Origin of the sequence: Rufibacter ruber (assembly GCF_014138425.1) — a bacterium.
GTDB lineage: Bacteria > Bacteroidota > Bacteroidia > Cytophagales > Hymenobacteraceae > Nibribacter > Nibribacter ruber_C.
In genome coordinates, this window is sequence record NZ_JACJIQ010000006.1 from 18199 (window position 1) to 31205 (window position 13007).

The window sequence follows — 13007 nt, forward strand, 5'->3', positions numbered from 1 at the left end:
CTCAATTTTTGGGTTACCATACTGTAGATGAATGCATTAAGGGGAAAACCTTCGGCTATGGAAACAAAAAACACCTCTCTCCTTTTTGGCCTTCTGCTGGTAGCCCTTTCTTTGCTCAGTGGCTGCGCTGCCCCCCAGGAAGAAGGCACAATGACAGCCCAGATAGAAGCGGCAGAGACCGGGGCAGCTTCTGTGAACCCTGCAGCACCCACGGCGGCCAACCCAGAAAAGCAAATGCTGATTAAAAACGCCCAGGTGAAATTTCAGGTGGAAGACCTCGCTAGCAGCACCCAGCGCATTGAAGCTACCGTTAAAAATGCTGACGCCATTCTGGTCTCTACGTTTCAGCACCAACAACAGGATCAACTGGCCATGAGCTTTAAGATCAAGGTGAAGCCTGACCAGTTTTCTGCGCTGCTGGAGCAACTGGAGCAGGAGAGCATCAAGCTGGACCATAGAAAACTGGGCGCAGAAGATGTGGCCATGGAATACATAGATGTACAGGCGCGGTTGGTGGCCAAAAGAGCCGTAGAGCAACGGTATCTGACCCTGCTGAAACAGGCCAACAGCATTCAGGAGGTACTGGACGTAGAGCAGCAGCTGAAGAGCATCAGGGAAGAGATTGAAAGTGCAGATGCCCGCCTGAAGCACCTCCAACGCCAAACGGCCTACAGCACCATTGAACTGGAGGTATATCAGATTGTGCCCATGAGCTTTTCTGAAAGAAGTGGGCTGGGTGTACGGCTCTACAACGCCCTTGGTACCGGCTGGCAGATGTTTATCACGCTGGTGGTGGGCGTATGTTACCTGTGGCCCCTGCTGTTGATTTTGGCCGGTTTCTGGTTCCTGCGCCGGCGCAGACTCATCTAATCATCTGTTTTTGCCCTGATTTCAAAAAAATAGCCCGGAAACGCAACCGGGCTATTTTGTTATTCTTCTTCCCCAACCAGATGCTCCTTCTCCCGCCGGCTGCCCCCGTACAGCTCGTACTTAAACAAGCGGCATTCTATGGGCCCGTTATACAGCGGAATTCTTCTGGAGGGCTTTAAGCCAATATGTTTGGCGGCCTCCAGGTTGCCCGTGAAGACAAAGGCGTCCCAGTTCTGGAAATTGGTCTTGAGGGTGTCGCCTATCATTTTGTAGAGGCCGTTGATTTCACGCTCGTCGCCAATTCGCTCCCCGTACGGGGGGTTCATAATCAGGAGGCCCTTTTCTTCTGGCTTGGAGGCCACTTTGAAATCCACCTCTTTTACCCGCACATACTGGTCCAGTTCGGCATATTCTAAATTTTGGAAGGCGGCCTCCACAAAGTCTGGGTCTATGTCTGAGCCGTAGATCTCTACCGGATTGTCTGGGTCCTCCTGGGCCAGCACCGCCTGGTACACTTTGTGGAACATGGCCTCATCATAATCTGGCCAGCGCATAAACCCGAAGTCTTTGCGGTAAACACCCGGCACTATGTTATGCGCCAGCATAGCCGCTTCGGTCAGAAACGTACCGGAGCCGCACATAGGGTCATAGAGGGCGGTTTTCTTGTCCCAGCCGCTCAACAGCAGAATACCTGCGGCCAGCACCTCGTTGAGCGGGGCCACGTTGGTCTGCTGCCGGTAACCCCGGCGGTGGAGCGAATCACCCGATGAATCAAGCGCCAGCGTGACAATGTTCTCGTGCATGTGCAGGTGCAGGCGTACGTCTGGGGTGGTCACGTCAATATTGGGGCGGCGGCCGGTCTTCTCCCGGAACTGGTCTACAATGGCGTCTTTGGTGAGCTGGGCCACGTACAGGGAGTGTTCAAACGTGGAGCGGGATACCACGGCATTAATGGCGAAGGTGCTGTCCAGAGTCATGAATTCATCCCAGTCGCGCTCCCGCACCTTCAGGTACAGCTCTTTTTCGTCGCGGGCTTTGAACTGGGCAAACGGCTTTAAGATTCTGATAGCAGTGCGGCAGCAGAGGTTGGCCTGGTAGAGCAGGTACTGGTTTCCGCTGAAAGTCACGGCCCGCACCCCCGGTTTCACAAACTTCGCCCCCAGGTCACTGAGTTCCTGCGCCAGTACTTCTTCCAGCCCTGCCAGGGTAATGGCCGTCATGTTGAAATCTTGAGATGCTTTTTTTGCCGCCATGGTATCTAAATACTAGTTGATCCTGAGATTGAACCTGCAAGTTCGTAAAAAATACAGGCAAACGTGCTATCCTGTTTTAGGCCTGTTTTCTGAAAAACAGCCCCAAAACTGGAATTATGCAGAAGCGGCGGCTTGCCGGCTGCCGCAGCTTCTGAATTCTGTTGCGGTTTCCGTACTTTTGCGGGAACACACCATTTTCTGCACATGAAGATTCAACGCCAGGCCTCACTGCAACCTTACAATACCTTCGGGATAGACGCCAAAGCCGCGGTACTGGCAGAGTTCACCTCTGTACAGGAACTTCAGGAGCTGCTCCAGCACCCTGAGGTAAAGCCGCTTCCGTTGCTGATTCTGGGCGGCGGCAGTAATGTGCTGCTTACGCAGGATGTGCAGGCCGCCGTTCTCCTGAACCGCATCAAAGGCCTCTCACGGCAAGAGGATCCGGACGGAACACATGTGCTGGTGACGGCGGGGAGCGGCGAGACGTGGCATGACCTGGTGCTCTACACCATTGAGCAGGATCTGGGGGGCATTGAGAACCTCTCCCTGATTCCGGGCACGGTGGGTGCGGCCCCGCTGCAGAACATTGGCGCCTACGGGGTGGAGTTGAAAGACACCTTTGTTTCGCTGGAGGCCCTGGAAATTGCAACTGGCCAACTGGTTTCGTTCAGCAAGGAGCAGTGCGGGTTTGGCTACCGCGAGAGCGTGTTCAAGAAAGAGGCCAAAGGCAACTACATTGTTACCTCCGTTACGCTGCGCCTGACCCGGGACGCCCACCAGTACAACACGTCTTACGGGGCCATTCAAGACACCCTGGCGCAGCAGCAGGTAAAAGAGTTGAGCCTGAAAGCCATCAGTGCGGCCGTTTGCCACATTAGAAGAAGCAAACTGCCAGACCCCGCCAAGATTGGCAACGCGGGCTCCTTTTTTAAAAACCCCGAAATCCCAAAAGAACAGTTTGACGCCCTGAAAGCCCAGCACCCCTCCCTCCCGGGATACCCGGTGAGCGGAGACGTGGTAAAAGTACCCGCGGGCTGGTTGATTGAACAGTGCGGCTGGAAGGGGAAAGTCCTGGGCAAACACGGCGTGCACAAAGACCAGGCGCTGGTGCTGGTAAACTACGGCGGCGCCACGGGCAATGAGGTAAAAGAGCTGGCCTACGCGGTGATTCAATCTGTGCAGGAGAAGTTTGGCATAGCCCTCACCCCAGAAGTGAACATTATTTAGCGCTCTTTCTGTTTTGGGCCTGATTTCAGAAAAACAGGCCCAAAACAGAAAAACCATTACAGAGCATGTTTAAATTTGCCTTTTGCGCTGCAAACGGGTGTCAAAAGAACCTGACTTCGCGGTTGACTCGCACCATAGCGGGCGTATGCTGCTCAAAAAACGCTATAGAAGAACCTTTCGCTCCCCGTTTTCGCTTGCAGAATCAACATGTAAACAAGCTCTCACCTTAACTGTATGCCATGACCACTACTGAGTTGATTTCGGCCCTGGCCGAAGGAAAGAGCGCAGGAAAAGGCCGCGCCGATGAGGTAGCGGCTTACCTGCTCCAGCAGGGGCAGGAGGCACTGGAACAGCTGTGGCCGGGGTTGTATCATACAGACGCTGTACTCAGAGCCAGAGCCGCCCATGTGGTGGAAGCCGTTGCCAAGCAACAGCCGCTTTGGCTCCAGCCGTACCGAAAGGAAATTTTACACCAATTGGCCCAACCCAATCTGGACCCGGCTTTTAACTACTGCCTCCCGGCGCTGCTGGGGCAGCTGTCTTGGGAGGAGGAGGACCTGCCGTTGGTAATAGAGCGGCTGGAATTCTGGCTGCAGCACCTGCACAACCAGTTTGTGAAAGCCATCTGCCTCCAGTCACTCACTGACCTGTCTATGCAACAGCCCTGGTTGCAGCAGGAGGTCCTGGAGCTGATTCACCAGCACATGGCCAAAGGCGGAAAAGCCATCAATGCACGGGGGCGCCTACTGCTGAAACAACTGCAGAAACAGGAAAGGCTGGTAGAATGACCAGCCTTTCCTGTTTTACGTTTTGGGGCTGTTTTTAGAAAAACAGCCCCAAAACAGCTTATACCAGGTGCCGCTGTGGAGAACCCGCCTGCGGCAGTCTGTTCCTCTGCCCTTCCGGCCTTTTGAACGGCCCTGCTTTCGGGCCTCGGCCGCCCAAAGCAATTACTTCAGCACAATCACGGTGGCACCGTCACCGCCCCGTTCAATGTGTTCATCACTCACGCTGGCTACTTCCCGCTGGCTGCGGGCGTAATCCCGTACCACCTGCTTAAGGATGCCGTTGCCGCGGCCGTGAATGATCTTGACTTCTGGTATGCCCAGCATAATGGCGTCATCCAGAAAATTCATGACGGTGGTCAGGGCGTCTTCGGCATATTTGCCGCGCACGTCCAGCGTATGGACAAAGTCAGCCATGCGTTGGGTCACATCCAGCCCCTTAGAAGGGGCTGAAGCCTGTTCTTCATTGGCTTTCTTCTCTTTCTGCTTGACCACGGCCATGTCTGGCCGCTCCAGCTTCTCCAGCTTCACAATGGTTTTGAGGCCGCCAAAGCTCACCTCGGCGGTTTTTCCTTTCACCGCCAGAAGTTCGCCCACCGAGTCCTGCCCCACCAGCACCACCTTTTCACCGGGTTGCAGCGGTCCGGTAGGTACAGCCCCGCTGGTGCGCCTTACAACCGGTTTAGGATCAGGCGTCAGCTTTTCTTTAAAGGTCTCCAGCTGCTGACGGGCCGCTTTGGTTTGCTCCTTTTCAGCCTGGCTTTTCCTGATCTGCTCAATGGTGCTTTCTATCTGCTGGTTCGCGTCTTTGAGCAGAAGCTTGGCCTGGCCTTTGGCCGTCCGGATAATGTCCTGCTTGCTTTCCTCCAGATGTTGCTTCAGGGCAGTGTATTCTTCTACCGCCTTCTGCAGCTTGCGCTCCTGCTTGGCCACGGTGGCATTGCGGCGCTCAAAGTCGGTTTTTTCCTGCTCCAGTTGCTCCAGGAGTTTATCATATCTGATCTTCTCCTTGCCCACCAGGGTTCCGGCTTTTTCAATGATGTTCCTGGGCAGGCCAATCTTGCGGGCAATCTCCAGCGCGAACGAGGAGCCGGGCTTGCCAATCTCCAACTGGTACAGCGGCTGCAGTTCAGCGGGATTGTAGCGCATGGCACCGTTCACCATTCCAGGGGTGCGCTCGGCAAAGTTTTTGAGATTGGTATAGTGGGTGGTGATCACGCCAAACACTTTCTGCTGATGCAGCTGCCCCAGCACAGCCTCGGCAATGGCCCCGCCCAGCGAAGGCTCGGTCCCCGTGCCAAACTCGTCTATGAGCACCAGTGACTTTCTGTCTGCAAACAGCAGAAACTGCTTCATGTTCTGCAAATGCGAACTATAGGTACTCAGGTCATTCTCAATGGACTGTTCATCGCCCATGTCCAGGAACACATCCCCAAACAGACCGGCCTCAGAACCCTCGGCCACCGGAATCAGCAGCCCGCACTGCAGCATGTATTGCAGCAAGCCTACTGTTTTCATAGCCACTGATTTACCCCCGGCGTTTGGCCCTGAGATTAACAGGATACGCTGCTCCTGGTCCAGTTCCAGGCTTAAGGGCACCGCCTTCTTGCCCTGTGCCTGCATGGTGAGGTGCAGAATAGGGTGGCGGGCATCTTTCCATTTGATAAACGGCCGCTTATGCAGCTCTGGCATGACAGCTCCTATCTTATTGGCCACTACCGCTTTGGCTCTGATAAAGTCCAGGAGCGCCAAAAACTGGTACGCCTTTCTCAGCGACGGCAGATGGTGCCGCACCTGATTGGTCACCGCCGTCAAGAGCCTGATCAGCTCCCGGTGGTAGGCATTCTCCAGGTCTTTGATGTCATTGTTGAGCTCAAACACGCTCTCCGGCTCCAGGTACACGGTCTGGCCGGTGGCCGATTCATCATGGATCAGACCTTTGATCCGGCGTTTGTATTCGGCAATGACAGGAATTACCAGACGGCCACCGCGCACGGTAGGCTCGGCATCACCGGGGGTCCAGCCCTCTTGTTTGGCATGGCGCATAATGCTGCTGATCTGCTTGCGCAGCTGTGTCTGCTGGCCAATCAAATCCCGCTTTACCCGCTGCAGCTCAGGAGACGCGTCTTCTTTCACGTTTCCGGCGTCATCTACCAGTTTCTCCAGGGCCGCCACCAGTTGGCGGTCTACCTCCACGTCTTTGGTCAGGGCTTTGAGCGCCTCGTACATGCCTTCCTCAGACTCCACGAAGAACCCCAGCGCCTGCCTTATGGCCCGCAGTGACATTTTGATTTCAAACACGCCCCGCACCTCCAGGAACGCCCCCTCTAAGGCGGCGCGGCTCAAATGCTCAGTCACGTCAAAATAGTAGCTGGACGGAAAATCTTCCCCGGCCCGTAAGATGTTGGCAAATTCATGCGTTTGCTGCAACAGGCGCTGCACCAGGTCAAAGCGGTCCAGAAACTGCACGCGCTCCACAAACCGGCGGCCCAGCGCACTTAGACAGGCATCTGCCAGCATCTCTCTGATCTGGCCAAACCCTATCTTCTGTTCAAAATTAGTTGGATATATCAAGCTTACTTGTTTGTTCTGTTGTTGTTCTTTTTACTTGTCTACCATCTGCCTATTCTGCTACGAAGTCTCAGAATAGCTTGCCCCGGCTGTTTTACCACCCCACGTCTGCCTTCATCACAAACCGCACAGGGTGCACCTTCTCCTGCCTTTTCACGGACAGATAGTTATTTCAGCTGGATGTAGCTGAGGTTGTTTCTGTTTTCAGGCTGTTTTCGCAAAAGTAGCTTAAAAACGCTATTGCCCAGCATTGTAGAACAGATTGCCGCGGCGGCTTGTTCCGGCAGGGGGAAAGAAATTTGTTATAATTTTGATCTTTAGTAAATATATTGTTACAGATAAAGACCCGTCTGTGCTTTCACGTTTTTTTTAACCATTCTTTCGCACTCTGCTGAAAATCCTCCCTTAGCAGGTCTGTTCCTGTTTTTGGTTTGTTTTCAGAAAAGTAGGCCGAAAACGGAAAAGGCTCCTAAAACTTCTCCTCCACCCCCAGCCCAAAGAGGGCGTAATCATATTTCACCGGATCTACCGGGTCAAAGGCTCTCAGGTGCTGGGTCAGTTCTTCGGCCATGGCCCAGTCTGACTGCGTGCGCTGAAGGAGCCCCAGCTTTCGGGCCACCCGCTGCACATGCACATCACAGGGGCAGACCAGGTCTGCGGTGGGAATTCTGCCCCAGATCCCGAAATCAACGCCGTGGCTGTCTTTCCTGACCATCCAGCGCAGGTACATATTGATGCGCTTACACGCTGATTTCCTGGCGGGCGTAGAAATGTGTTTGCGCGTGCGGTGCGGTGCGTCAGGCAGGGAGAACACCAGTTGATAGAAATTCTCCAGCCTCTGCTTCTGGTTCACGGCTTCTCTCTCAGGACTGCCCAGAAAAGCCACCTCCAGGCTCTCGTGCTGCTCATAAAACCACCGGAAGAAGTACACCAGGTACAGCAAATCAGTGTCATTGAAAGTGCGGTGCTTAAACCCGAGCAACTGCTTCAGGTCATTCTCCTGGTGCTGCAGAATGAACTGGTACGGCGCGTGGTCCATGCGCTGCAGCAGCTCCCTGCACTTGTTAATGATGGTCTTGCGCTGTCCCCAAGCCAAAATGGAGGCAAAAAAACCGGCAATCTCCACATCCTGCCTGCGAGAAAACAGGTGCGGAATAGACACCGGGTCATTTGGAATAAAGTCTGGGGTGTTGTACCGCTGGTACCGGTCATCTAACAGGGCTTTGACGTGGGCGTGGGAATAAGACACCTTATTTTAATTAGGGATTGGGAAGTAAGAATTGATACTTTTTAGGGCTCTATGAACGCGGTAAAGACAAAAGAGGCGAAAAGCGGGAGCTGCGGCAGCTTTCCGTTTTTCGCCTCTTTTCCGGAAAACAAGCCGGAAACAGGATTTAAGGCATGTAAGACACCTCTACCCTGAACCGTTTGTCAACCGCGCCAATTTGTTGGCAGGCCTTTTTTGAAAGCTTCAGCACCAGTTTGTCATTGTCACCGGTTGCGGGCAATTTGCCTATCACGCGCACATACACGGTCTGGTCGTTCATGGGGTTTTTTACCGCCATGATGGTCCCCACCGGGGCTGTTTTGTGCAGCGCAAGGAACTTGTTGGCATCTGATCTCGTGTCAATCTGCTCTGCCATCCCGCTCTCATTGATGCGCGATACATACTCAGTGGTTCTGGCGGAAGTCTTCTCCTCTTCAGGTTCTGCTTTAGGACTGGGCTTGGCGGTGGTAGCGGTCACCGGAGCAGAGTTGGCGGGCGGGGTAGAAGCGGCGGGTGCCTCCGGGGTTTTAGCGGCAACCACGGCATCATCTTTTTCAGGAACGTAGATGTCAGCCTTGCCAGATGCTGTATTGGCGCCAACCCCCACAACCAGGTTCTGCCCCACTACCACATTGTTGCTTGTAAGTTTATTCCATTTCTTGATGTCCTCAACGGTTACCTCATGCAGCCTTGAAATGGAGAACAGGGTCTGGCCCGCTTTCACGGCATGCATTTTATTGCCTTTGCCATCAACGGCGTACGTGCGGCTGGCCGCAGGGCTGGCGGTGGTAGCGGGTGAAGGTTTGGCGGGCGTGGCAGCGGTGCTGGTGGCAGCTTTTGCCCCTGCCACGGGAATCAGGACAATCTGGCCCACCATGATAGACTTTTCAATGTTCTTGTTGGCTGCCACAATCTTGTCAACGGCCACCCCGTATTTGCGCGACAACGCATACAAGGTTTCATTGGGTTCTACCTTATGGGTGATGTAGGTTTTGCCATTCTGGGTTTTTACACCAACAGAATCCCGCACAGCCATGGTACCAGCTGAAGCAGTTCCCCCCAATGCCAGGCATACTCCCAATCCAAACACAAACTTCTTCATTATGAACTCTTAACTCTTAGTAGTAAACGTTGATCAAAGGCAAGTGCAAAAAAAGTGCAATGACTACCGTACCTCCCCACCCTTCAAAAATCAGACCCGTTTTTTTTAACCTCTTTCGGAACAAAAAAAAGAATTTGCGGTTCCAATTACGGTGTAAGTTATCAAAAAACTGCGGGTTCTCCAATTTATACAGAGGCAGGATCTGTTGGCTTAAGGCTTTTTGGCAGCCGCTTTTGGTTTATTCTTCAGGTTTCCTTCTTTTCTTTTTCCCTCTACCGGTACCTGGCTGCCAAACGGAAGAACGGCTTTAAGTTGTATCTTTGAAACCGAAGAACCGGATGAACTTTAACCAAACGCAACTGCCTATGAAAGCCCTTGGCATACTACCTGCCCGCTACGCCTCCACCAGATTTCCGGGAAAGCCGCTGGTTGAAATAGGCGGAAAATCAATGATTCAACGGGTGTATGAGCAGGCGCAGAAATCTACCCTTGACGGGGTGGTGGTAGCCACAGATGATGCCAGGATTTTTGACCACGTCATGGCCTTTGGCGGAACTGCGGTGATGACCTCTCCTGACCACCAAAGCGGTACTGACCGGTGCTACGAGGCGCTCCAACAGGTACAGGAGCCGTTTGAGGTAGTGGTGAACATACAGGGGGATGAGCCTTTTATTCAGCCGGAGCAAATAGACAAGGTCCTCGCCTGTTTTGCCCAACCCGAGGCGCAGCTGGCTACCCTCATAAAGGTGGTGCAGAGCCAGGAGGAGCTCTTCAACCCCAACAGCCCCAAGGTGGTGGTGGGCGAGCAGGGGCAGGCCCTCTATTTTAGCCGGCAGCCAATCCCGTATCTGCGCGGTGTGGAAGAGCAGCAGTGGCTAGATCAGCACACGTATTTTAAACACATTGGCATTTATGGGTACCGCAGTACAGTACTCGCTGAAATCACGCAACTCCCCCCCTCTTCTTTAGAGAAGGCAGAATCTCTGGAACAGCTGCGTTGGCTGCAAAACGGCTACCGTATTGTCACCGCCATCACAGAAATAGAAACCATTGGCATTGACACTCCCGCAGACCTGGAAAAAGCTTTGTCGTACTTGCAGAATAAGTCTTAAAAGCAGCGGTAACCAATGCCATTGGTGGCGTTTCTGTTTTGGGGCTGTTTTCTGAAAAACAGCCCCAAAACAGGAAAAGCTACTTTCTTTACCCGCCTGCTTTCTTAGCTTTGTATCCTTGGTCTACCAGCAGTTGGAGAACCTTGTCCCTGAAATCACCCTGGATAAAGATTTCGCCGTCTTTGGCACTCCCCCCTACCGCACATTTATTTTTCAGGAGTTTCCCCAGTGCCTGCAGGTCTTCGTCCTGCCCCACAAATCCGGTGACCAAGGTCACCTGCTTGCCGCCCCTTGCTTTCTTGTCTAACTGCACCCTGAGGTTCTGCTGCTGAGGCGGCAACGTAGTCACCTGCCCCTCCTGCTGGTAATCATATTCAAAGTCTGGGTTGGTGGAATACACCACCCCCTCCCGGTTTTTCTTGTTTTTGCTCATACCTTATATTAATTGGTCAGCGGGCGCCACTACTTCTAGGGATGTAGGGAACATTTGTACTTCAAACGCATTCGCCAGCCCCACAAATTCCCCATCTGCGTGAAAATGCAGGGGCTGCTCACTGTGCACCGACACCGTGGCGCACGTGTGGAACTCTGCCAAGTTGGAATGGGCTATCTGTTTGGTCAGCAGGCCATACCCCAGCTGCAGGGCCTCTGCCAACCCCACGTGCCTAATCAGACAAACGTCTAATAATCCGTCTTGTATATTGGCCATTGGCGCAATATAGGCGTTGTTCCCATATTGGGACGCGTTGGCAAATGCCACTACAAAGAAATCAGACGTTAGTTCATGGTCATTGACCCGCACGGTGGCCATCTGTGATTGATAGCTCCTGAATTCTTTCACCACCAGTTGAATATAGCTGCTCAAGCCCCGCTTGGTGCTGTTGGCAAACGCAGAGCTCACCACCCCGTCAAAGCCAATACCGGCAGTACAGAAAAACGGATGGCCGTTAATGGCGCAGGAGTCTATTCTTCCAAATGTGGGTTTATTGAGCAGGGCCAATGCCTGCGGGAGAACCAGCGGAATCCCCAGGTGGCGCGCCAGCCCGTTGCCAGACCCTTTGGGGAGAATTCCCAGCGCCGCGGATGTTTGAAGAAGCCCCCTGGCCACTTCGTTCACCGTACCGTCTCCCCCTACCGCCACCACCAGCCTGGCCCCCTGGGCAGCGGCTTCCTGGGCTAGTTGGGTGGCATGCCCGGCGTGCTCTGTCAACAGCAGCTCATACTTCCAGCGCGAATGGTCAAGATGCGCCTCAATCAACGCTGGAACGTTCACACTGCTCTTTACCCCAGATTTGGGATTCAGGATAAAATATGCTTTCTCTGGTATGCCCATGACTAACTTCTGCGCTTGGCGGGTTGGCCAACAGCCCCTTTTCACCCGCCCCCATTGCCTGGCACCGTAGTGCCATGGCCTTTGGGCCGGAATGCGACTGTTGAGGTAAAACTACATAAAAAAAGTGGTGCCGCCCTGAGGCAGCACCACTTCAAAATGCTATTTGCCTGGTTAAGCGCCCAGACGCTCAATTAAATCAGCGGCACGGTTAGAGTATCCGAACTCGTTGTCATACCAGCCTACTACTTTGGCCAGGGTGCCGTTGGTAGAGGTCAGTTCGGCATCAAAGATGCACGAGTGTGGGTTGCCTACAATGTCAATAGAAACAATTGGATCTTCAGTATACTGCAGAATTCCTTTCAACTCATTGTCAGCGGCTTTCTTAACGGCAGCATTAATTTCTTCTTTGGTTACCTCCCGCTTCAAGATCACAGTAAGGTCAGTTAAAGAACCATCTGGAATTGGAACGCGCATGGCAATACCGTCTAATTTCTTGTTCAGGTGGGGCAACACCAACCCTACGGCTCTGGCAGCACCGGTTGAGGTAGGCACAATAGAGTAGGCCGCGGCACGGGCCCGGCGCAGGTCAGCGTGCGGGGCATCCTGCAGGTTCTGATCTGCCGTGTACGCGTGCACAGTAGTAATATACCCTTTCTCAATCCCGAAGGCCTCGTCTAACACCTTCGCCATTGGGGCTAAGCAGTTAGTGGTACAAGAAGCATTGGACACAATGGTCTCTTCACCGGTCAGGGTCTCTTCATTCACCCCTAACACCACTGTAGGGATGTTGCCTTTGGCAGGAGCGGAGATCACTACTTTTTTGGCACCAGCCTCTAAGTGTCCGCCTGCACCTTTCTCATCTACGAAACGGCCGGTAGACTCTAATACCACGTCAACGCCAAGTTTACCCCAGGGCAGATTCTTGGGTTCCCGCTCGGCGTATATTTCAATACGCTGGCCATTTACCGTGATGCTGTTTTCATCAGCAGACACTTCTCCGTTGAAACGGCCGTGTACGGAATCATATTTTAATAAGTGTGCAAGTGTAGCGTTGTCTGTCAAGTCATTGATAGCAACTACTTCTACATTACCGCGCTCAATCAGGGTCTTAAAGGTAAGACGGCCTATGCGGCCGAAGCCGTTGATGGCTACTCTTATTTTCTTAGACATGTTTGTTACGTTTTATTACTCGTTTAACCCCGGCAATTTACATGTTCCCACAGGTAAAACAAACTAAAAATTTTTCCCGCTCATTTTGAGCATTTTATCCATTACTACGAATTATTTTAAAACGAGGGCTTGGCAAATAAAAAACAGCCTTCTATATTTGCACCATCAAAACCGAAAGATGGTCCGTTCGTCTAGGGGTTAGGACACCAGATTTTCATTCTGGTAACAGGGGTTCGATTCCCCTACGGACTACGAATTAACCTTCAAAAAGCCGCTTAAACTGATGTTTGAGCGGCTTTTTCTGTTATAGAGTAACA

At 53.0% G+C, this 13007-nt stretch carries 11 protein-coding genes and 1 tRNA gene; 5 read left to right on the forward strand and 7 right to left on the reverse strand.

Annotation, left to right across the window (positions count from 1 at the left end):
* The first annotated feature begins 57 nt into the window (after positions 1 to 57).
* Positions 58 to 870, forward strand: coding sequence for a DUF4349 domain-containing protein (locus tag FHS90_RS08445; protein ID WP_182512706.1), 813 nt, complete (start codon positions 58 to 60; stop codon positions 868 to 870).
* Between the two features lie 59 nt (positions 871 to 929).
* Here FHS90_RS08445 and FHS90_RS08450 read toward each other — a convergent pair whose 3' ends face one another.
* Positions 930 to 2123 carry a THUMP domain-containing class I SAM-dependent RNA methyltransferase gene (locus FHS90_RS08450; RefSeq protein ID WP_182512707.1) on the reverse strand — a complete coding sequence of 398 codons (1194 nt, stop codon included), beginning with the start codon at positions 2121 to 2123 and terminating at the stop codon, positions 930 to 932.
* Between the two features lie 204 nt (positions 2124 to 2327).
* Between FHS90_RS08450 and murB the strand changes: the two genes are divergently transcribed.
* Both murB and FHS90_RS08460 read left to right on the forward strand, forming a co-directional pair.
* On the forward strand, positions 2328 to 3350 hold the full coding sequence (murB, locus tag FHS90_RS08455; protein WP_066831483.1) for a UDP-N-acetylmuramate dehydrogenase: 1023 nt from the start codon (positions 2328 to 2330) through the stop codon (positions 3348 to 3350).
* Between the two features lie 239 nt (positions 3351 to 3589).
* Positions 3590 to 4138, forward strand: coding sequence for a hypothetical protein (locus FHS90_RS08460; RefSeq protein ID WP_182512708.1), 549 nt, complete (start codon positions 3590 to 3592; stop codon positions 4136 to 4138).
* A gap of 162 nt (positions 4139 to 4300) precedes the next feature.
* Here the strand turns inward: FHS90_RS08460 and FHS90_RS08465 are convergent, their stop codons facing one another.
* The 3 genes from FHS90_RS08465 to FHS90_RS08475 form a co-directional block, all read right to left on the reverse strand.
* Positions 4301 to 6709, reverse strand: a complete 2409-nt coding sequence (locus FHS90_RS08465) for an endonuclease MutS2 (protein ID WP_182512709.1) — start codon at positions 6707 to 6709, stop codon at positions 4301 to 4303.
* A 466-nt stretch (positions 6710 to 7175) separates the two neighbouring features.
* Entirely contained in the window at positions 7176 to 7955 is a 780-nt protein-coding gene (locus tag FHS90_RS08470) for a TIGR02757 family protein (RefSeq protein ID WP_182512710.1), read from the reverse strand.
* A 145-nt stretch (positions 7956 to 8100) separates the two neighbouring features.
* On the reverse strand, positions 8101 to 9075 hold the full coding sequence (locus FHS90_RS08475; RefSeq protein WP_246386796.1) for a LysM peptidoglycan-binding domain-containing protein: 975 nt from the start codon (positions 9073 to 9075) through the stop codon (positions 8101 to 8103).
* A gap of 365 nt (positions 9076 to 9440) precedes the next feature.
* Here FHS90_RS08475 and kdsB point away from each other — a divergent pair, with 365 nt between their 5' ends.
* Positions 9441 to 10187 carry a 3-deoxy-manno-octulosonate cytidylyltransferase gene (gene kdsB / locus FHS90_RS08480; protein ID WP_182512711.1) on the forward strand — a complete coding sequence of 249 codons (747 nt, stop codon included), beginning with the start codon at positions 9441 to 9443 and terminating at the stop codon, positions 10185 to 10187.
* Between the two features lie 88 nt (positions 10188 to 10275).
* Here kdsB and FHS90_RS08485 read toward each other — a convergent pair whose 3' ends face one another.
* From FHS90_RS08485 to gap, 3 genes are all read right to left on the reverse strand, one after another.
* Positions 10276 to 10620: a translation initiation factor gene (locus tag FHS90_RS08485; protein ID WP_182512712.1), complete on the reverse strand. Its 345-nt coding sequence runs from the start codon at positions 10618 to 10620 to the stop codon at positions 10276 to 10278.
* 3 nt (positions 10621 to 10623) lie between these two features.
* Complete coding sequence (locus FHS90_RS08490; protein ID WP_220483025.1) at positions 10624 to 11520, reverse strand: diacylglycerol/lipid kinase family protein; 897 nt, start codon at positions 11518 to 11520, stop codon at positions 10624 to 10626.
* 171 nt (positions 11521 to 11691) lie between these two features.
* On the reverse strand, positions 11692 to 12690 hold the full coding sequence (gap, locus tag FHS90_RS08495) for a type I glyceraldehyde-3-phosphate dehydrogenase (RefSeq protein WP_182512713.1): 999 nt from the start codon (positions 12688 to 12690) through the stop codon (positions 11692 to 11694).
* Positions 12691 to 12870: 180 nt separating this feature from the next.
* On the opposite strand from gap, the gene FHS90_RS08500 reads away from it, so the two are divergent.
* Positions 12871 to 12942, forward strand: a tRNA-Glu gene (locus tag FHS90_RS08500).
* Positions 12943 to 13007: the final 65 nt, after the last annotated feature.

What these genes read in the sequence shown, in the direction of transcription:
- FHS90_RS08485 (WP_182512712.1), bottom strand. Translation starts at nt 10,620, where the DNA reads ATGAGCAAAAACAAGAAAAACCGGGAGGGGGTGGTGTATTCCACCAAC.
- FHS90_RS08490 (WP_220483025.1), bottom strand. Translation starts at nt 11,520, where the DNA reads ATGGGCATACCAGAGAAAGCATATTTTATCCTGAATCCCAAATCTGGG.
- FHS90_RS08460 (WP_182512708.1), top strand. Translation starts at nt 3,590, where the DNA reads ATGACCACTACTGAGTTGATTTCGGCCCTGGCCGAAGGAAAGAGCGCA.
- FHS90_RS08475 (WP_246386796.1), bottom strand. Translation starts at nt 9,075, where the DNA reads ATGAAGAAGTTTGTGTTTGGATTGGGAGTATGCCTGGCATTGGGGGGA.
- FHS90_RS08450 (WP_182512707.1), bottom strand. Translation starts at nt 2,123, where the DNA reads ATGGCGGCAAAAAAAGCATCTCAAGATTTCAACATGACGGCCATTACC.
- murB (WP_066831483.1), top strand. Translation starts at nt 2,328, where the DNA reads ATGAAGATTCAACGCCAGGCCTCACTGCAACCTTACAATACCTTCGGG.
- kdsB (WP_182512711.1), top strand. Translation starts at nt 9,441, where the DNA reads ATGAAAGCCCTTGGCATACTACCTGCCCGCTACGCCTCCACCAGATTT.
- gap (WP_182512713.1), bottom strand. Translation starts at nt 12,690, where the DNA reads ATGTCTAAGAAAATAAGAGTAGCCATCAACGGCTTCGGCCGCATAGGC.
- FHS90_RS08445 (WP_182512706.1), top strand. Translation starts at nt 58, where the DNA reads ATGGAAACAAAAAACACCTCTCTCCTTTTTGGCCTTCTGCTGGTAGCC.